This window comes from Alicyclobacillus fastidiosus (assembly GCF_026651875.1).
GTDB classification, from domain to species: domain Bacteria; phylum Bacillota; class Bacilli; order Alicyclobacillales; family Alicyclobacillaceae; genus Alicyclobacillus; species Alicyclobacillus fastidiosus.
On the sequence record NZ_CP104067.1, the window covers coordinates 1,156,899 to 1,176,302 of the forward strand.

General features: G+C 49.7%; 15 protein-coding genes, 2 pseudogenes and 1 riboswitch. Of the genes and pseudogenes, 11 read left to right on the forward strand and 6 right to left on the reverse strand.

The window, feature by feature from the left end; all coding sequences use genetic code 11:
• Positions 1–224: 224 nt before the first annotated feature.
• Positions 225–755 (reverse strand): hypothetical protein, encoded by a 531-nt coding sequence (locus NZD89_RS05930; protein ID WP_268006834.1) that lies wholly within the window; start codon positions 753–755, stop codon positions 225–227.
• 142 nt (positions 756–897) lie between these two features.
• Positions 898–1,024, forward strand: a riboswitch (cyclic di-AMP (ydaO/yuaA leader).
• A 1-nt stretch (position 1,025) separates the two neighbouring features.
• Here NZD89_RS05930 and NZD89_RS05935 point away from each other — a divergent pair.
• From NZD89_RS05935 to NZD89_RS05945, 3 genes are all read left to right on the forward strand, one after another.
• The gene (locus NZD89_RS05935) at positions 1,026–1,667 is read left to right on the forward strand and encodes a LysM peptidoglycan-binding domain-containing protein (protein ID WP_268006835.1); all 642 of its coding nucleotides are present in this window, start codon (positions 1,026–1,028) and stop codon (positions 1,665–1,667) included.
• A 243-nt stretch (positions 1,668–1,910) separates the two neighbouring features.
• On the forward strand, positions 1,911–2,312 hold the full coding sequence (locus NZD89_RS05940) for a hypothetical protein (RefSeq protein ID WP_268006836.1): 402 nt from the start codon (positions 1,911–1,913) through the stop codon (positions 2,310–2,312).
• A 142-nt stretch (positions 2,313–2,454) separates the two neighbouring features.
• Positions 2,455–3,432 carry a phosphatase PAP2 family protein gene (locus NZD89_RS05945; protein WP_268008404.1) on the forward strand — a complete coding sequence of 326 codons (978 nt, stop codon included), beginning with the start codon at positions 2,455–2,457 and terminating at the stop codon, positions 3,430–3,432.
• 388 nt (positions 3,433–3,820) lie between these two features.
• Here NZD89_RS05945 and NZD89_RS05950 read toward each other — a convergent pair.
• A pseudogene (locus NZD89_RS05950) lies at positions 3,821–5,036 on the reverse strand (IS110 family RNA-guided transposase).
• A 393-nt stretch (positions 5,037–5,429) separates the two neighbouring features.
• On the reverse strand, positions 5,430–6,341 hold the full coding sequence (locus NZD89_RS05955) for a LysR family transcriptional regulator (RefSeq protein WP_268006837.1): 912 nt from the start codon (positions 6,339–6,341) through the stop codon (positions 5,430–5,432).
• A gap of 143 nt (positions 6,342–6,484) precedes the next feature.
• Here NZD89_RS05955 and NZD89_RS05960 point away from each other — a divergent pair, with 143 nt between their 5' ends.
• Entirely contained in the window at positions 6,485–7,504 is a 1,020-nt protein-coding gene (locus NZD89_RS05960) for an alpha/beta fold hydrolase (protein ID WP_268006838.1), read from the forward strand.
• Between the two features lie 222 nt (positions 7,505–7,726).
• Entirely contained in the window at positions 7,727–9,019 is a 1,293-nt protein-coding gene (locus NZD89_RS05965; protein WP_268006839.1) for a dihydrolipoamide acetyltransferase family protein, read from the forward strand.
• A 381-nt stretch (positions 9,020–9,400) separates the two neighbouring features.
• Here the strand turns inward: NZD89_RS05965 and NZD89_RS05970 are convergent, their stop codons facing one another.
• The 3 genes from NZD89_RS05970 to NZD89_RS05980 form a co-directional block, all read right to left on the reverse strand.
• Positions 9,401–10,528: an IS110 family RNA-guided transposase gene (locus NZD89_RS05970; protein ID WP_268006840.1), complete on the reverse strand. Its 1,128-nt coding sequence runs from the start codon at positions 10,526–10,528 to the stop codon at positions 9,401–9,403.
• Positions 10,529–10,749: 221 nt separating this feature from the next.
• Positions 10,750–10,917 (reverse strand): hypothetical protein, encoded by a 168-nt coding sequence (locus tag NZD89_RS05975; RefSeq protein WP_268006841.1) that lies wholly within the window; start codon positions 10,915–10,917, stop codon positions 10,750–10,752.
• Positions 10,918–10,964: 47 nt separating this feature from the next.
• Complete coding sequence (locus tag NZD89_RS05980) at positions 10,965–11,393, reverse strand: UPF0158 family protein (protein ID WP_268006842.1); 429 nt, start codon at positions 11,391–11,393, stop codon at positions 10,965–10,967.
• 135 nt (positions 11,394–11,528) lie between these two features.
• On the opposite strand from NZD89_RS05980, the gene NZD89_RS05985 reads away from it, so the two are divergent.
• The 6 genes and pseudogenes from NZD89_RS05985 (at position 11,529) to NZD89_RS06010 (ending at position 19,398) form a co-directional block, all read left to right on the forward strand.
• A complete protein-coding gene (locus NZD89_RS05985) occupies positions 11,529–12,371 on the forward strand; it encodes a tyrosine-type recombinase/integrase (protein ID WP_268006843.1) in 843 nt (280 codons plus the stop codon).
• An 817-nt stretch (positions 12,372–13,188) separates the two neighbouring features.
• On the forward strand, positions 13,189–14,463 hold the full coding sequence (locus NZD89_RS05990) for an IS110 family RNA-guided transposase (protein WP_268006844.1): 1,275 nt from the start codon (positions 13,189–13,191) through the stop codon (positions 14,461–14,463).
• A 131-nt stretch (positions 14,464–14,594) separates the two neighbouring features.
• Positions 14,595–16,246: pseudogene (locus NZD89_RS05995) on the forward strand (IS1634 family transposase).
• A 318-nt stretch (positions 16,247–16,564) separates the two neighbouring features.
• A complete protein-coding gene (locus NZD89_RS06000) occupies positions 16,565–17,443 on the forward strand; it encodes an aminoglycoside phosphotransferase family protein (protein ID WP_268006845.1) in 879 nt (292 codons plus the stop codon).
• A gap of 138 nt (positions 17,444–17,581) precedes the next feature.
• Complete coding sequence (locus tag NZD89_RS06005) at positions 17,582–18,679, forward strand: hypothetical protein (protein WP_268006846.1); 1,098 nt, start codon at positions 17,582–17,584, stop codon at positions 18,677–18,679.
• On the forward strand, positions 18,676–19,398 hold the full coding sequence (locus NZD89_RS06010) for a hypothetical protein (RefSeq protein ID WP_268006847.1): 723 nt from the start codon (positions 18,676–18,678) through the stop codon (positions 19,396–19,398). Before NZD89_RS06005 ends, NZD89_RS06010 begins: the two co-directional genes overlap by 4 nt.
• The last annotated feature ends 6 nt before the right edge of the window (positions 19,399–19,404 follow it).

A 19,404-nucleotide genomic window follows, 5' to 3' on the forward strand; every position in this document is an offset into this window, starting at 1 on the left:
GGTGTGTCCTCGCTTTCCCGTCGTTTATATGGGTGCACGTTCAAAACCACATAGGCGTACATGCGTTCATGCCCCCAGATCTATAACGATATACTACTTATTCGAATGATATTCCTGTTTCATGGGCGTGGAAAATTCCGCGAACGCAGGAGATGAATGCATGTTGAACATCGACTGTAGCTCGCATCAGCAACAGATTATCACAAATCGCAGGCGTGCCGCAGTTACAATTCTACACCGTGAATCGCGAGCAGCGCCTTGACGCCGACCACCGTCGTATCGATTCCGCCGCGCAGAATCAAATCGGACAGGAACTCACGAAGCGGTTGATCGTCTTTTTGGCGCAGTGCGTAAACGACGTCTGAAAGCGACTGTTCGATCTCGAAGAGCGTCTCGTCTGGCACATCTGTGCCTTGCGCAATTTTTTCGCGCGTCGCCGCGCCCAGCGCCAGCACCTGCACCTCATCGGAAGCGCTGACGTGGAAAACGGTATCCAAATTTGCCGGGTTCATCACCAATTCCATGCCCTGACTCGTTAACTTTATCCACGAATAATGACTCCCTACGGGGCGACCGCAGCGGATGTACCCTTTTCGCTCTAAAAAATCCACAAATACAATTGTGTCCGCCAAATCGACGCGGAGAATCATCGCGACTTGCTGTGGCAGAAGGATATGTTCATCCAGACGAGTTTTTTGGCTCAACTTAAATAATTCGAGCAGTAGTGTCCGACAACCTTTTTCGAGATCTAACAACCCGTTCACCTCTGTTTGCGCATCAAGTCCCTACTAGATTCGCGTTCTGATAGCGACTATGCGTCGGTCGGACCCATTTCTACGATGCGCAGGGTGGCTACCACGGACGTAAAGGCCGACGACTGTTCGAATGCTTTGTCTGATAACGAGAATGCCGAATCGCCTTGGCGAGCGGGGGACGAATTTCTTTTGGGGTGAATGGATCTCCATCCTAGGCTACTTCCAGCCGAACCCGTCAACTAACCTCGCAGGCTTGGAAGGATGAATGAGTTGAATAGAGGTAGTCGTTTTGCACTCGTGACCGTCGGTTTGTCCGCATTAACTCTGACCCCTGTGACGGCTTTTGCCAACACGACGCACACCGTCAAGTCAGGGGAAACGCTGTGGGGCATCGCACGGACGGCAAAAACCACCGTACAGAAGTTACAGTCGTTAAACCACCTCAAGTCGGATACGATTGTCGTCGGGCAGCGTTTAGTGATTCCTACGTCCACAACGAAGAAATCCTCCGTACGACCCGCCAGCACACATCCCAGTGAAGCGGCTGTCAGTGCCCCAAAGCAACTGATACCGGTATATGAGTCGGCGGGGAAAAAGTATCACGTCACTTGGACAGTGCTCGCCGCCATTCATAAATTGGAAAGTGATTTCAACACGTCGGGCCGGCTCAAGAACGCAGAGGGCGCAGAAGGGCCAATGCAATTTATGCCGTCCACGTTCGCTGCATACGGCGTCGCCGCCCCAGGTCACAAAAAGCCAAACGTCTTCAACGTCGACGACGCAATCTATAGCACCGCACACATGCTCTCTGCGGACGGGTTTGCAACGAACCCTGAGGCGGCCTTGTACAACTACAACCACTCGAAGAGCTACGAAAACGAAGTGTTCCAGTTAGCAGGCATCTCCGTATAACGCTTCACGTCGACTGATTCGAGGCAAGTGATTCACAACGAGATCACTCGCTTCAAACCCGAGACCCATGTGGATTCCCCATATGGGTTTTTTTGTGCGAGCTTGACCTTTTGGTTTCGTCGATCCAGCGAAAGCTCGTTAGTCTTCAGACCTTTGGTCACACATCTGTCACGGTTAGAAATTGGACCTCTCGAGTTTGTGCGGTACACTAAGTGGGATATCGACTTAGTGGAGGTAACAACCGTGAAGATACAGGCGTTATTCTTGTGCGTCGTGACTGCACTTACGTTGAGCGGCTGCGCAAAGTTGAACAACCTCCCCGCCGCCAATACGAGTGAGTCGGCTGGAACGGCGACGCTCAGTCCGAAAGTGTACGCCGTATGCAAAGACATCTACACGAGCGTGCAAACCGCCGTGAGTGAAAATAAAGACACTGAATTCGACTCGAAACTCAAGGCCATCGAGGACATTGGGCAAAACAGTCGACAGGGAACGCCAAACTCGATCTTGTACGAGGACGCTGCCATGGTCATTTCGCTCGACGACGCAGCGAACGCCGAGGGCGCGCCAGCACGCGCTTCCAATGACCTCGCTAACGCTTTGGCCAAGTTGAAGGCGGACTTGGCCAAGTACAAGGCGAGCTGATTTTGAAGTGCCTTTGAACCAAACCATGTATCCTCGATAGGAGAAGATTGCTTTCCTCAGGGACAGGACGTTGGGACTGTTCCCTTTTTACGTTGGCAAAAGAACCGTACTTTGAAAGTGGGGCGAGACGATTCTTGTGACGATGTTAAAAAAAGTCGTGTATTCGCTTGAAGGCTTCGAGTTTATCGGCGTCTTAGCCACGCTTGCGGCCGGTGTCATTTTCTTTCACTACGGTGCTGCATTAGACCGGTTGATGGGGCAGGAAAACTATCATTGGCGGATGTTTGCCGTGATCGTGGGAATTTACGCACGGTTCATCCCTTACGCCATCGCCTTTGGCGCGCTCGTGGTGTTCGGCGTATCCTTGCGAATGCGCAGGCGGAGCAAGGACGCGCTGAAGCAGTTCGTTTACGGGCTGCGAATCTTTCTGGCCTATTGCCTGTTGCTGATTGTGTTTCGCGTCGTGAACTTTTATGTTCCCGTGCTTCACCCAGGTATTGATGACGCCGTCATCCAGCGAATTGACGCCTTTATTTTCGGAAACCAGGTCTCTTACTTGCTGCAACCGATGGCTTCACACTGGCTGACAGATTTGTTGACGGGCGCCTACGTGTCGTGGTTTTGGTTGTTGTTCGCAACGATTGCCCTCATGTTGGTGAAACGTCGCGAGGCGGCATCCGAGTATTTGTTGGCGACGCTCCTCGCGTTTTACGTCGGTTATGTCTGTTATGTGTTCGTCCCGGTGATCGGGCCCGGATATACATTGCATTACGCAGTTCAACTCGGCGACATTGCACCCACCTTTACGCTTTCGCGACTGCAGATCTCCCGTGACTGCTTCCCGAGTCTGCACACGGCGACGACCGTACTGATGGTGATCTACGTCGCTCGTTTTGCGCGCAAGTGGCTTTTGGCGTACATCCCGATGGCCGTACTGATCATCTTTGCGACGCTCTATTTGCGAATTCACTACGGCACTGACGATCTCGCCGGGATGCTCCTCGCGGTCCTTGTGTCGATGGTGACTCCCCGCCTCCATGGCTGGTGGGAGGTCCGCCGCCGAATGGCGCTGCCATATAAACATGACGAATCGCAAGACATCGCCAGACTGACCACATGATGGACAGGTCGTGAACTCCGCCTTCCCGATTGTTTTATTGAACTAGGCGAAATACGTCACTGAGCCAATAAACATATGGAACTGAATATAATGTTGTATATTTTATTGACTCAAAAATGAGGGAGACGGAGCAGAGAATTATATGCGCTCCGTCTCCCTTTTTCTGATGACGTATTCCTAAATTGCCGGTTGAGATGTGAACGTGAAAAATCAAGGTGTATGGCCATCCGGGAGATGTTTTCGAGCGGATAATTTACCGGACATCATATACAGAAAGTTGCATACTTATCCCATTTTCGAAAGGGGCACTTATTGCACATTCGCCCCCTACCGTGAAAATGGCATAAAAAAGCTCCCGTGTTCTCCCTCTTAGACATATCTGGATATTTTAGGAAGTCGGTTGAACTATGACTGTCAAACCGAGTTTCTCCAGAGAATGCAAGTGACGACGGATAACTCGTTCTCGGTTCCGCTCTTCGTGGTACGTTGGCCCAAGGTCCTCGTATTCTGTCTGATTGACCAGCATGTGATAGATGATAATTAACATGTAGTGACCGACTGCCACGGCTGCTCTCTTGATCCCCGACGCGCAGCGATTCGGTGATACTTAGCGGACAGATAGGTATTCTTTGTTCTGGCGGCGCCACGTGCGGCTTCGATTAACGCTTCTCGTAACCAAGGATCTCCCTTGCGGGTCTTGCCACTTCGTCGTTTACCCGCACTTTCATTGTTGCCTGGACACATTCCTGCCCAGGACGCCAGGTGTTGCGCACTTGGAAACCTGCTCATGTCGGTACCGATCTCCGCCAGTATCAGTTCCGCCGTCCGCTCGCCAATTCCAGGTATCGTCTGGATTCGCCGGAGATCTTCGTCAAAGGGCGCATCCGCTGCTCAATTTCAGCACTCACTTCCTCGATCAACTCATCAAGGTGATCGATGTGCCGAAGCTGAACAGCAAGCATCATCTGCTGGTGCGGACGAACAACACCGTGCAATGCACGTTTCAGTTCTGCGGTCTTGTTACGGAGGCGTCCCTTCACGATCTCCTTGAGCCGTGATTCATCCATTTGGCCACCAATGAGTTCAGTGAGGATGGCTCGACCCGATACGCCAACCACATCACTTGCCACCGATGCCAATTTGATATTTGCTCCTTCAAGGACTTTCTGGAGGCGGTTGACTTCATTGGCACGTTCCCGGACGAGAGACTTGCGGTACCGGACCAGTTCCCGAAGTTCACGCTGATTTCGGTCAGGGATATAGCTCCCCTTGAGCAGGCCATGACGCAGCAGGTCCGCTATCCATTCAGCGTCCCGAACATCCGTCTTTCGACCCGGAACCTGCTTGATGTGCTGGGCATTGACGACCAACGCCTCGAGATCCCTGTCTTCGAGAAGGTTGAAGATCGGCTTCCAAAAGACGCCCGTACTTTCCATCGCCACATGCGTACATTCGTGACCGAGAATCCACTTTATGAGGGACTCAAGGTCATCCGTCATCGTTCCGAACGTCCGAATCTCCTTTATCTCCGGCGTGATCACACAACCAACGACCTTCTTCTTGTGGACATCCAGTCCGCAGCATCGCTCGTGTACAACCTGCATAATGCTGCCACTCCTCACCCAAAGAAGTACAGCCACGTGGCGACCGATGCGATAGGAATTCTACCGTACGTGCTTCCCGACAGCGGGAGCGACAAATCGTGGTGCTCCAAGTCGCCAACTCCGTCTTATGCACGGACTCGTGGTACCAGGGGGCGACGAGCTCCGTGTGGCTGTCTAGCGACATAGTAGATCACGGATCTACATTTTCATAGATTGTGGTGCCGCCAGGCGGCATGGGGGTCTTATGCGCAAGTAGAGTACGTGCTAGATGCCCTTAAAACCTCTTGAATGAAATCGTTATCATTGACGCGATTGGAAATATCATGACACCTTGTCTTCGAACGGTTGCGCGTTGAGGTAGAGTAAACATAGGTGAATAGGTGTTTTAATAGGCTAAACAGCTTGATTCTCCTCCTCTATAGCGATAACCTCCCTTACTGCTTCTATGAACGATAATATAATTGGTGATAGCCACTTGTCTTTATGCCATAACATCTGTGTGTATACGTGCAAGTCCGGAATTTGCCACGGAAGAGCAACAAGTACGCCCCGTTCCACTTCGGCTTTTGTTACCATTTCGGGAAGAAAGGCAATACCGATTCCCGTAATTGCACATTGTTTAATAGCTTCAGCGTTTTGAAACTCCAAAAACGTAATACTATCGGTTCCCTCTTTCTCAAATGATCGGTCAAACATGGTTCGATAAGTACAACCCTTTTCGTTCGTTAGAAATACTTCCCCGTGAAAATCCTCCAGTTGTAGTGCGGTTCGTTTTGCGAGGGGATGGTCTGGAGCGACGAAAAAGCGGAAAGTTTCTTCCAGCAATGATTCCACTTCAAGTCCTGTTGAGCGAATGTGTTCGTCCAACATAAAGACTATATCAGCCGTACCGTCAAAGAGCGTTTGCTTGAGTTGTTGATTTGGAACAGAGCGGAAGATGAGACGAACTCCCGAATGGCGCGAACGAAATAGGTGAAAGACCGCTGGAAGCCGGTAGGCGCAAAGAACCTCGTTAGCACTTATAGTTAGGGTGCCACTTAGATTGTTTTCATCATCAAGAACGACACCGCGAGCTTCGTCCAATTTGTTTAGAACGCTTTGGATATGAATTAAAAAGCGATTACCTGCAGTTGTGAGAACGAGCTGCTTGCCCAAGCGATCAAAGAGATGAACCCCAAGTTCATCCTCCAATGCTTTTATCTGCATCGTGACGTTGGAGGGGACGTAGCTCAGCACTTCCGCAGCTCGACTGAAATTTAAAGTTGATGCAACCGTGCGGAACGTAATCAGTTGACGCAATTCCATCATACGAACCCCTTTTACTTTCAATATTAATGAATACCGCTTTCAATTTCATTCACTTTTATTGAAGGTATCACAGGCCTATATTAAGTACAAGAAACGCGGTTTACATGTCCGGTTTAATTTTTGATGGGAGCGACCACGCGATGGATTATGAAATTTTTGATTTAGGTGACGTTACCTTGCAATCAGGAGTGACGTTACCAAGTGCTTTTCTTGCATATAAGACTTATGGAAAATTAAATGAAAACAAAGATAATGTCATCGTCTACCCAACTGCTTTTGGCGACCAGCATGTCCAGAATGAGTGGTTGATTGGAGACGGTATGGCACTAAATCCGCAGAAATATTTTATTATCGTTCCAAATCTGCTAGGCAACGGATTATCTTCATCTCCCAGTAACACGCCGCCACCATTCGATCGCGCTAATTTTCCGCAGGTAACCATCTATGACAACGTTAAATTGCAGTATCGTCTCGTCACCGAAAAATTTAGCATTCAAAAGATTGCTCTCGTAGTTGGATGGTCCATGGGAGGCATTCAGTCATTTCAATGGGGAGCAAGTTATCCTGACATGGTGGAGCGAATTGCACCTTTCGCTGGGACAGCTAGGACTTGGCCCCATACCTTTGTGGTCTTGGATGGAATGAAAGCTCCGCTCATGGCTGCAGTAGACTTCGATTCAAGTAAATTACATCAGTTGACTTCTGCAGACATGCGCCCTGTGGGCCGTGTGTATGCAGGATGGGGCTTATCACAGGCATTTTACAGAGAGGAACTTTATCGTGAACTGGGATATGACTCATTGGCGGATTTTGTGGCTGGCGTCTGGGAAGATAGCTTTATGAAGATGGACCCGCACAATGTCCTGGCCATGTTATGGACTGGACAATTTGCAGATATTAGCGCAAACCCCTGCTATAATGGAGACTTCGAAGCGGCGCTCAAAAATATTAAAGCGCTTGCCTGCATCATGCCAGGGAGTACAGATCTCTTCTGCACACTCCACGATAATGAGTACGAGGCTAAGTTTATACCTAATGCTGTTCTTAATCCTATAGAGTCGATTTGGGGCCATTTTGCAGGTCGCGGAATCAACAGTGCTGATAATAAATTGATTAATGAAAACCTAACACGCTTGTTGGCACTTCATATAAACGGATAGATCATCCTTCGTGATGGTTCACCTTGTTCGGAATGGCGTCATTCGCCGGTGCTAGCGCAGAGATCGCTGTACAGGTCAATTGACCATTTCCATCTCGAAGCTACGTGTAACGTCCACGGATGCGGTTTATCGTTCGGTATGATCTAGGATAATTAGCTCCTAACGCGCAGTACATTGTGAAGGCTAGACGAAGTTATGCGTTTTTAGGTTGGAGGTAACTATATGCCACTATTTGAACTTGGATTCCCGGAACTCGGGGAGGGCCTGCATGAGGGTCGAATCAGTAAATGGCTCGTTCAGCCAGGAGACACCATTCAGGAAGACGATGCAATTGCTGAAGTGGAAAACGACAAATCTCTCGTTGAACTCCCGTCTCCGGTGAGTGGAAAAGTTGTCGAAATCAAGGTCGGGGACGGCATCACGTGTGTCGTTGGAGATATCATTGTCAGCATTGAGGTTGCTGACGACGTACAATTGGATGGCGCAGAAGGGGGTAACAAATCGTCAACTCCCCCGGCGAATGCACACACTCCCGCTATACAGAGTTCGGCATCTGCTAGTGTTTCAGAGCCAGAGGCAGTTCCGGAAAAGAGCGCTGCCGTCGACGTTCTGGCAATGCCAGTCGTACGTCGGTATGCTCGAGAGCAAGGAGTAAATATTGCATCTGTCCATGGCACGGGAAACAACGGCAAGGTAACCACGGCGGATATTGATGGTTTCATGAAAAGACAGGCAGCGGCTCTAACCCAATTATCGAACTCAGTAAGCACTCACAGAACGCCGTCCTCGACAATTGCACAGGCCCGCGGCGAGGAGAGCGAAGAACGCGTAGCATTGCCGATGATCCGTCAGGCGATTGCTCGTACGGTGGTCAAGAGTAAGTACACGGCACCTCACGTGACACTGATGGACGAGATCGACGTAACTGAACTCGTCAAGTTGCGCAAGGAAGTCAAACCTGTCGCCGAGGCTCGCGGCGTTAAGATTAGTTATCTTCCGTTCATCGTGAAGGCGCTGATCGTCGCTTTGCGATACCGCCCTCAATTGAACTCGTCGTTTGACGAAGCGAAACAGGAACTTGTACTGAAACACTACTATCATATCGGCATTATGACAGATACGGACCGCGGTCTTCTCGTTCCCGTCGTCAAACACGCTGATAAGAAAAACATGTGGGATATCGCGCAAGAGATCAACGTTCTCGCGGCACGTGGCCGAAGTGGGAAACTGTCCCTGGGCGAGATGAAGGGCAGTACCATCTCAATTACGAATATTGGTTCCGTTGGCGGTATGTTCTTCACCCCGATTATCAACTATCCTGAGGTCGCGATTCTTGGTGTAGGCCGCATCACGGAGAAACCTGTGTTTCGCGATGGGGAATTTGCAGTCGGACAAATGATGTCGCTCTCGTTAAGTTTCGATCACCGCATAATTGACGGCGCACTGGGGCAACAATTTATCAATGATATCAAACGTCTGTTGGAATATCCTTATCTGTTACTTTTGGACGTATAAGCAATGGTTCACTGGGGCAGATTATACTCTCTCAGTGATAAAACTCAATTCTCTATTCAGATTTCTAAACGTGACGCTATTGCATGTTACTGCCCGCTGATATGAACGACACCTGTCAAGCCCCGTGTCGCGATGGGGTTAAAGGCTCGGCCCGAAGGCAAGGTTCGTCGACGGTTGGCAGACTGATATACGCGGGTTGGTTACCGCATTTCGTACCTCCGTCAAAGGGCTGCCTCGGACTAGTCACGTGCGTCAGGTTATTACCTTGCACAAACGGGCAACGAGGGTTCCCTGTACCGGATTCCTCTGCCTTCAGGCCCAACCTTTAACCCATTTCTTGAATTGTTTTTTGTGTGCTATCTACTACATTGAGCCAAATAGTTACATAGCCTGCGATGTCTCCATCGCATTCTCTACCTCACATGCAATTGCCCATATGAAACCAAGTAGTTCTCTCGATACCGATGTCACTGCCACATTGTGATGCTTTCCTCTTGATACCATCCTCGTGTATTTCCGGTGTAGCCTGTCCTGTGCTCTCCATGCAATGTCCTGCACTTTCGGACTCTGTCCCTCTTGCCGTTTCTTGATCGCTCTCTTGACCGCTGGCTTATATCTATAGCACCAGGCCGCCTCACCGAGCACTCGTCGTAAGTGGGAATTTCCCGTCTTTGTGATTCCACCTTGCCACCTGGATGAGCCACTCGAGTACTCTCTGGGTACCAAGCCTGCATATGCCATTAACTGCTTTGGATTACGGAACCTCTTAAACTCTCCAATTTCAGCAACCAACGAAGTGGCTACAACTTCTGCCACACCACGTAGCGTTTGCAGTGCCTGAATCACCGGAGCACGCTCACTTTCTGTTGCCTCCAAATGAATAGCAGCCTCTAAACGACTGACTCGCCCGTCGATTTCCTGTAAGTGATGCCGATACTCCTGGAACACGACTTGCTCTCGACGGTCCGTCCAACTCAGTCCATCTAACCAACGCTCATACATCTTTCCCCAAGCTCGAAGCTTGGTTTGTGGACGCCTGTCATGTCTTAGAAGAAACTTTGACAGTTGGTGTCTTGCCCTGAGTCTATCTTCAATGGCATCCTCTCGAGCTCGTACCAAGTCCCGTAATGATTCGTTCTCTTCACTCGGTACAAACACCGAAGTTAACTCCCCAGCTCGGAACAACTGTGCCAGTCGTAATGCGTCACGTTTGTCCGTTTTCACCCTATCCCCCTGTCTGATGGGGATAAGAGAAGGTGCAATAACTGTACAAGACAAATCCATTGCGTGTAACAACCGATAAAGTCCGTACCCAGTTGGACCGGCCTCATAGCAGAATTCCAGCTGAACATCTTCGTCTCCCAATTGACGAACCAGGTTACGGATCGCCTCTACCGTGTGTGGAATCATCCCAACAAACCGAGAATCTTTTCTTCCTTCGTCAGCGACTGCAACTGCGATTTTCTCCTTAGACACATCCAAACCAACAAACTTTGTGGTAGTCTTCATAGTATCGGCTCCTTCGTATGTGGCTCTGCACTGGTTTCTCAAGATTCAGTGTAATCCAAGACCTACGAAATGGGGCCGGTGTCGTTCATTATGACTAGCGCAAGAGCGAAGCCTCTTGCTTCACTGCATATTCTTTCATGGCGGACTATTATCCGTGCCGTTTGTGAACGGTGAGCAGTCTTCATTTATTCATCCGGCGTTTTTCATACATGTCGTGAAATTCAGTCCTCAACGGGCTCCTTCCATAGTTGGCTTTTATTCGGGATGTTCTTGATTAGACTTAATGGATTTAATCCCATTTCTTTTGCCATCTTTACTGTTTCGTCGGTCAACCTACACCGAGCTTTCGCTTCTCGCCAGCGTTCCGCTTTGGTGTCCGGATTGGTCAAATCCGGTCCTCCATTCCCATGCCACTTTATTAACAACATGACGTTCGTCAACGGGTTAATTTTATATTGTTTTGTTCCAGCCACTCCAAAACAGCACGCTGGTGCGCTTCCCGCTCAAATTCAAACCACCGATTCCGTTCTTCCGGAAAATCGGATATCACATCTTTGAAACCACGGAACGGTTTCCTCCTATGTAGTGCTTCTTCAAGTGCCTCCCCAAGCACCTTAGAGGTTACAGTGGACGCAAATTCAGTCATCAAATGGTACGCGGTATCAGAGTCAATTTTCGGAACGTGAATGTACCGATCGTTAAACTCTAATTCCTCGTCCCACTCTTCATCCCGCTCACCGGTAAGCACCGGGTCGAGTCGCACGATGATCTCCCCGGTCTCAACATCTAGGAAATGATCGATTTCGTCGTTATTCATGGAATACGCATCACACAGCTCATTTAAATCCGTTTTGATTGAACGCATCATGGATCCCTCCTTGTCTCCGTGTACCGAGTGATTATGTCCATTATACAAATTCTTCAAAAACATTGTGGGTTTACACCACTATGTCATGACCATTCTGTTGATGGGAGAGTTGCCATAAGGAGGTATGTGAAGATGAAGTTATCGATAGCATCCGAGACATTCTTGAGCGTTCGAAATCAAGAGGGCTTTTCAAGACAGACTATTCGCGCGTATCGTTTGCAACACAAGCTTCTGATCCGTGACGTTGGCGACATGGAAATCGCAGACGTGACACTTCAGACGCTGCGGGATCATCTCAATAACAACGGACATCTCAAGCCAGCAAGTCTTGGACATAAGATTCGCGCAATCAAGAGCCTGTTTAACTGGTTGACTGAGGAAGAGTTAGTCTCACGGAACCCCACCCTCAAGTTAAAGGAACCAAAACGCGGTAAACGTGTTCCAAAAGCCCTGACCATAGAAGAACTGGAGATGCTCCGAGACTCGTGTTTGAATCCCTTGGAGCACGCACTTGTCGAGTTTTCGTTTGCGACCGGCTGTCGTGTAGCAGAACTTCAGCGCGTGAACTGCGTCGACATTGACTGGCAACGGAGTGCAGTCAACGTTCTGGGTAAAGGGAACAAGGAGCGCGAAGTTTACTTTGGTGCAAAAGCCTGTATATGGTTGCAGCGCTATATAGAGCAAAGATCCGACAGTGACCGTGCTCTCTTTGTGACGGTACGCAAGCCACACCGAATGTCCATTCACCAAATCCAGTACGTCTTTAAACGGATTGTAAGGCGATGCGGTTTAGAGGAGCGCGTTAGCTCGCATAAAATGCGGCATACTCTGGCAACAGTCCTAATTAACCAAGGAGCACCGCTAGTCGCTGTACAGTCGATTCTGGGTCACGAGAAGCCGGAAACAACACAACTTTATGCCGCTCTCAGTGGCTCGACACGTCAGCAGTCTTATCAACGGTACTTCGTTCAGTGATATCGAAGGGTTTGGATTACGACACGGTTCTCCAAACCCCAAGCAATGTGTGTGGTAAAATATTCAATCAATACAGTGCGTTTCGGTGCTAAACGGGCAGTAATGTTGATTATGGGAGGGGTTCCGTGAAATACGCAAAAGAATTGCTCTGGGTTCTGCTTCCTTTTGCGATTGGGTGGGGTGGTCTATATTTTATCCCTGCACCGCTACTAAGTCAGTTCATCATCGTTATGTTTTGGTTTTGGGTCGGTAGAAGGTTCGCTGGACTTAACATGTCGAAGATACGGAGCTTTGCACTTGGCAATAGTGTATGGGGGATATGTCTCGTTATATTCATTTGGCAGTTTTTACTCGAATCAGAAGCTCACAGAAACACATTGTTAGAGTTGATATCGAAGTATTACATGTCGTCATTCTATTGGCTTACACACGTGCTTCCCAGTATGGTTAATACCAACTTAACCACGTTGACTGTCACGATCCTCAGTTTAATAGGGTACTTCTTAATGCTTGTCGTGTTTACCCTCGGGTTTTCATTGGGAAGGCATAAACACACGCCTGCTTCTTGAACATAAGACCCCCATGCCGCCTGGCGGCACCACAATCTATGAAAATGTAGATCCGTGATCTACTATGTCGCTAGACAGCCACACGGAGCTCGTCGCCCCCTGGTACCACGAGTCCGTGCATAAGACGGAGTTGGCGACTTGGAGCACCACGATTTGTCGCTCCCGCTGTCGGGAAGCACGTACGGTAGAATTCCTATCGCATCGGTCGCCACGTGGCTGTACTTCTTTGGGTAAGGAGTGGCAGCATTATGCAGGTTGTACACGAGCGATGCTGCGGACTGGATGTCCACAAGAAGAAGGTCGTTGGTTGTGTGATCACGCCGGAGATAAAGGAGATTCGGACGTTCGGAACGATGACGGATGACCTTGAGTCCCTCATAAAGTGGATTCTCGGTCATGAATGCACGCATGTGGCGATGGAAAGTACGGGCGTCTTTTGGAAGCCGATCTTCAACCTTCTCGAAGACAGGGATCTCGAGGCGTTGGTCGTCAATGCCCAGCACATCAAGCAGGTTCCGGGTCGAAAGACGGATGTTCGGGACGCTGAATGGATAGCGGACCTGCTGCGCCATGGCCTGCTCAAGGGGAGCTATATCCCTGACCGAAATCAGCGTGAACTTCGGGAACTGGTCCGGTACCGCAAGTCTCTCGTCCGGGAACGTGCCAATGAAGTCAACCGCCTCCAGAAAGTCCTTGAAGGAGCAAATATCAAATTGGCATCGGTGGCAAGTGATGTGGTTGGCGTATCGGGTCGAGCCATCCTCACTGAACTCATTGGTGGAAAAATGGATGAATCACGGCTCAAGGAGATCGTGAAGGGACGCCTCCGTAACAAGACCGCAGAACTGAAACGTGCATTGCACGGTGTTGTTCGTCCGCACCAGCAGATGATGCTTGCTGTTCAGCTTCGGCACATCGATCACCTTGATGAGTTGATCGAGGAAGTGAGTGCTGAAATTGAGCAGCGGATGCGCCCTTTTGACGAAGATCTCCGGCGAATCCAGACGATACCTGGAATTGGCGAGCGGACGGCGGAACTGATACTGGCGGAGATCGGTACCGACATGAGCAGGTTTCCAAGTGCGCAACACCTGGCGTCCTGGGCAGGAATGTGTCCAGGCAACAATGAAAGTGCGGGTAAACGACGAAGTGGCAAGACCCGCAAGGGAGATCCTTGGTTACGAGAAGCGTTAATCGAAGCCGCACGTGGCGCCGCCAGAACAAAGAATACCTATCTGTCCGCTAAGTATCACCGAATCGCTGCGCGTCGGGGATCCAAGAGAGCAGCCGTGGCAGTCGGTCACTACATGTTAATTATCATCTATCACATGCTGGTCAATCAGACAGAATACGAGGACCTTGGGCCAACGTACCACGAAGAGCGGAACCGAGAACGAGTTATCCGTCGTCACTTGTATTCTCTGGAGAAACTCGGTTTGACAGTCATAGTTCAACCAACTTCCTCTCGGGTTCGACAGTTACAACCCGTTTATAAGCATTTGTGGATAACCGGAATCCCGTAACGGCGCGGAATTCCGGTTATTTTATGTAGGCATTTTTACGAAAAGTTGTAGACATGCGAATTTCTGTGGATAACTAGTATTGTTATCCACAGTAGTTGACTTCGTAGAACATATGATTTTTAAATGTAGACATGTACATACGGCGGATATCACGAAAAAATAAAAACGGTTCTGTCACGTCCTACGTGCAGCTTGCCCATAATGAACGCAATCCCAAGACCGGCAATCCCCAAGCGAAAGTCCTCTACCACTTCGGGCGTGAAGATGAAGTGGACATGGATGGATTGAAGAGGCTTGCCGCGAGCATCTCACGATTCCTTGGTGATGAACCCGTTGCGTCGGAGCCCAAGGATAGCGTGCAGTTGAGTCTGCTCGATAGCAAAACGTTTGGCACCGCTTATATCGTCGACTCGTTGTGGCATGAACTTGGCGTGGGTCAAGCCATATCCAAGCGTCTGGCACAGCGCAAATATGAAGCCCCGATAGAGCGGGCCATCTTTGCGATGGTCGCCAATCGAGCCTTGGACCCCTCGAGCAAGCTTGGCATGGAGGACTGGGTGAAGCGAGACATCGCACTCCCCGGTGTTGAGAACTTTGAGGTCCACCAGGGGTACCGTGCAATGGATTTCCTGATTGAATCGGACGTAGACATCCAGAGAGAAGTGTTCGAGACTGTCGCCGACTTGTTGAACCTGGAAGTCGACTTACTGTTCTTTGACACCACGTCAAGCTACTTTGAAATGGATGACGAGCCGGAAGAAGACAGTCTGAAGCAACCCGGCTACTCCAAGGACCACCGGCCGGACTTACCGCAGGTCGTAATTGGTTTTGTAGTGACCCGAGACGGCATCCCTGTGCGGTGTTGGGTATGGCCAGGAACACGTCAGACATGACCGTCATTCCAGAAGTGAAGAAGGACCTCATTGGCTGGCGTCTCGGACGCGTCGTTACGGTCGTCGACCGTGGGTTCAGCTCGGAGGACAATTTACGTGAACTCCAGAAAGCCGGAGGGCATTACATTGCTGGAGAGAAGATGACCTCTGGGAAGCAGACAGTCGAAGATGCCATGTCTCGTCCTGGGCGATTTAAAACGATACGGGATAACCTTGAAATAAAGGAAATCGTCGTAGGAGACGGTGAGGCACGGGTCCGATATGTGCTCGTTCGCAACCCAGATGAAGCTCGCCGAGATGCGTTTCGGCGCGAGGCACACCTCAAGGCCCTGGAAGCAGAGCTCGCACGACTCAAGGAGTTGGATAACGACGCACACACCAAGGCGCACTGTCGATTGCAAAGTCACCCGACCTTCAAGCGTTACTTGAAGTCGGACAAGCGTGGCAATCTCACAGTTGACCACCAGGCGGTTAAGGCGATGGAACGACTGGACGGAAAGTATCTGATCCGAACCTCAGACGACACACTGTCCGCGGAAGATGTGGCCCTTGGATACAAGCAGCTCTGGCAGGTTGAGGCGGCATTCCGTTCTCTGAAACAGACCATGGAATTGCGCCCGATGTACCACAGGAAGAATGAGCGGATTCGGGCACATGTACTACTGTGCTGGCTCTCGTTACTTTTGGTTCGGGTGGCAGAGAACCGAACTAGCCACACATGGCGAGAGATCCGTTCTGTCATGAACGAGATGCACCTTGTAACCTACAAAGCTGGTAGCGGCAGAGTCCGGCAGCGAACAGAAGTAACCCCGGAGCAGGCACAAATCCTGAAAGCGCTGGGTTACGAACATCCACCGTTGTTCTCGGACATATCCACAGATACGCTGTAGGCACCACACGAAGTTATCCACAGTCCCGAAACCCTAGAAGCACCAACGGGTTTCGGGATTTCGTGTATCTACGACTGTCGAAGCCGAGTTCCTGAAATATCCAGATATGTCTAAGAGGGAGAACACGGGAGCTTTTTTATGCCATTTTCACGGTAGGGGGCGAGAGCCGAGCAAGATTGTCGGTTCCGGCTTGCATCATTACTCGACCGTCAAAAGCCATGTATACGCGCTGCATACGGGACTATCGGGCAGTAATACGACGTAAATACATCGAAATGTTTTAAGAAGAAATGACGGCTTAGAGACAGGGGTGAAAGAGTGGATATTGACGTTTCGTTAGTACGTCGATTGATATTAAAGCAGTTTCCCAGATGGGCAGGTCTTCTTATCAAGCCTGTAGAGCTTAGTGGTTGGGACAACAGAACTTTTCGCCTTGGTGACGACATGACGGTGAGGTTACCTAGTCACGAGGCGTATGAGGCACAAGTGAAAAAAGAACAACAATGGCTGCCCAGGCTTGCTTCCCGTCTGCCTATAGCGATTCCGACTCCTATAGCTATGGGTACGCCGTCTGAGGAGTATCCATTGCATTGGTCAATTTACCGTTGGATTGATGGCGAGAATGCGACAACTGAACGCATTACTAACCTGAACGACTTTGCTATCGAGTTAGCCCAATTTCTCAATACCTTGCAACAAATAGATGCGAATGGTGGTCCTCCACCTGGAGCCCATAATTTTTACCGTGGTGGTCCATTGGGCATTTATGACAGGGAAACTCGAAATGCTATTGCAGACCTGAACGGTATGATTGATAGAGTCGGGGCGATTACGGTATGGGAGTCAGCGATTCAGACGGTTTGGAATACCCCCCCTGTCTGGGTTCATGGAGACGTGTATCCAACAAACCTATTAGTCAAAGATAGACGTCTAAGTGCCGTCATTGATTTTGGCTGTTCGGGGGTAGGAGACCCAGCGTGCGATTTAACGATTGCATGGACGTTTTTTTTCGGGGAAAGCCGAGAAACTTTCCGTTCTCATCTTCAACTTGATGATGCAACATGGGAGAGAGCCCGTGGGTGGGCATTGTGGAAAGCCTTGACGACTATTGCATACCCATCAAATTACCCATCGGGACGGTTGGAAGAATCTCTTCGTGTGATTAAAGACGTGATTGCCGAACATAAGCCACGGTGATATGACACAGCCAGTTACGTTACGTCAATCTTGAACAAACGGGGGTTAGTTTAAGAAGGGATCAATTCCTATACTGCATCAATATACAAGACACGGCATATCAGTAGGCCGTGTTTTTGTCATTCTTAAGGTGATAGCATGCTCGACAATGTAATGCAGATGATTGTTCAGAATGCCTTGTCTCGCGCATATCCGCAGGGTCTTCCGTCGAATATCGTCTTGCAACAGTTCTCTAGTGCAAACGATACAGTTGGTCTTCCGGACAACGTGAACGCCATTCTTCGTGAAGGTGGATATCCTTATGGCTACGGCGAATTTTTGCCTCCGTGGTCACAATGGAACTTGTCTGGATTGACCCCAAATCAATATCCTGGTTCGCTATCTGTCTTGTCGGGGAATACAGGCGGAACAGGGTCAATCTCCCTCACGGAACCCGAAGCAACGGCATGGCTACTTCGAGTGAGCAGTTACCTTTCATCTGGAACGTCCATTTCTCTATCCGGTTCCCAGGAGATAACGCCCATAAGTCCTGCGCCGATTCCGATGTATGGCGATCCATTCGAATGGTTCGGCGCTTGGTACATTCAACAGGATTTAACCAATTGGGGGACGCCGCCAGGATGGAATGATCCATATGCCATGTGGTTGGGGCCAGACTCGAATTTCCCTTTTACAACATCCATCGGGCAGTGGTTATTGGGTAAATGGCTCTATGTTCCGGTCGATGGTTTGTATTACACCTGTTACCTTTCGGCGGACGATACAGCCACGCTTTACATAGATGGGCAAGAAGTCTGTAGTGGTGGACATTATTCGGGGTCTCCTGCAGTCGGGCAAATCCAACTGTCACAGGGGATTCACAAGCTCACAATCGATGCCATAAACTACGGACTTCAACCTCCGGCGACAGGCGTTCTCTTGTCCATACAAGACCCACAAGGAAATGTGATCGAAAACGGAACAGGTGCCGATTGGATTACTACTGGTTTCGTCAATCAAGTATGGAGTTACACAGGGGCAGTTCCGCTCATGAACTATTCGTGGTACGTGATCGACGAGCCAACATCCACGGATTCGACGTTGAACCTTGAACTGGATGGCGCCGGTGCTGTCGTGAACAACATATGGCTATTCAGTATTCCTCCTTGGAAATGGGATGAAGCTGGACGGTATGACCAGTCACAGAACAACACTCTTGCAATCAAAGTAACCACCGTTGGGAGCGTGAATTTATGATATCTGACGGTCTAGGCATTGCAGGACGTGTGCTCCTTACGGTTAGGGATGCACAAGGGAACATTCGTGAACAATCGGAACACAGGAATACAATCACCAACTGGACGCGAGCGCTGATCGCGTCTTTTTTATCAGGTTCAATGACCAATATTTTTGTTGGTACATCGCATGTTCAACCTAGTTTGCCTTACGCCATTGCGCTCGGAACTGGTACTGGAACTCCGCAACTCACGGATACCAGTATGTTTTCAGAGACGTACAACACGCGCCAACAGTACACATATCGTGACGTTCTGAATGGGTACTACGCTCAAACAGTTGTGCAATATCCTGTCAATACAAGCGGAAATCCAATCACCTACACAGAGGCTGGACTTTGGGATCAGGTTTATACATCAACGACATTAACAGGCCCTGTTGTGCCAGGGGATAACCAAATCGGTGTAGACAGCAATGCTCCATCGATGATGAATGGTCAGCAGTTGTACATAGCCGATTCGACCAATCCAGAATACGCAACTGTTTCTGGTTCATATGCATCCGGACAAGGTTCGTGGTTTCTCCAAAGTGGACTCCAATACAGTCATGCGATGGGAACGACCGTGTATTGCTTCTCCGGCAATCTTCTCGCGCATGTCGTGTTTCAAGGTAACGGGGTGACAGTAGGCCCCGGTGAACAGCTTACGGCCCAATGGCAGATTTACGCGCAGAACGGTTAATGGGGG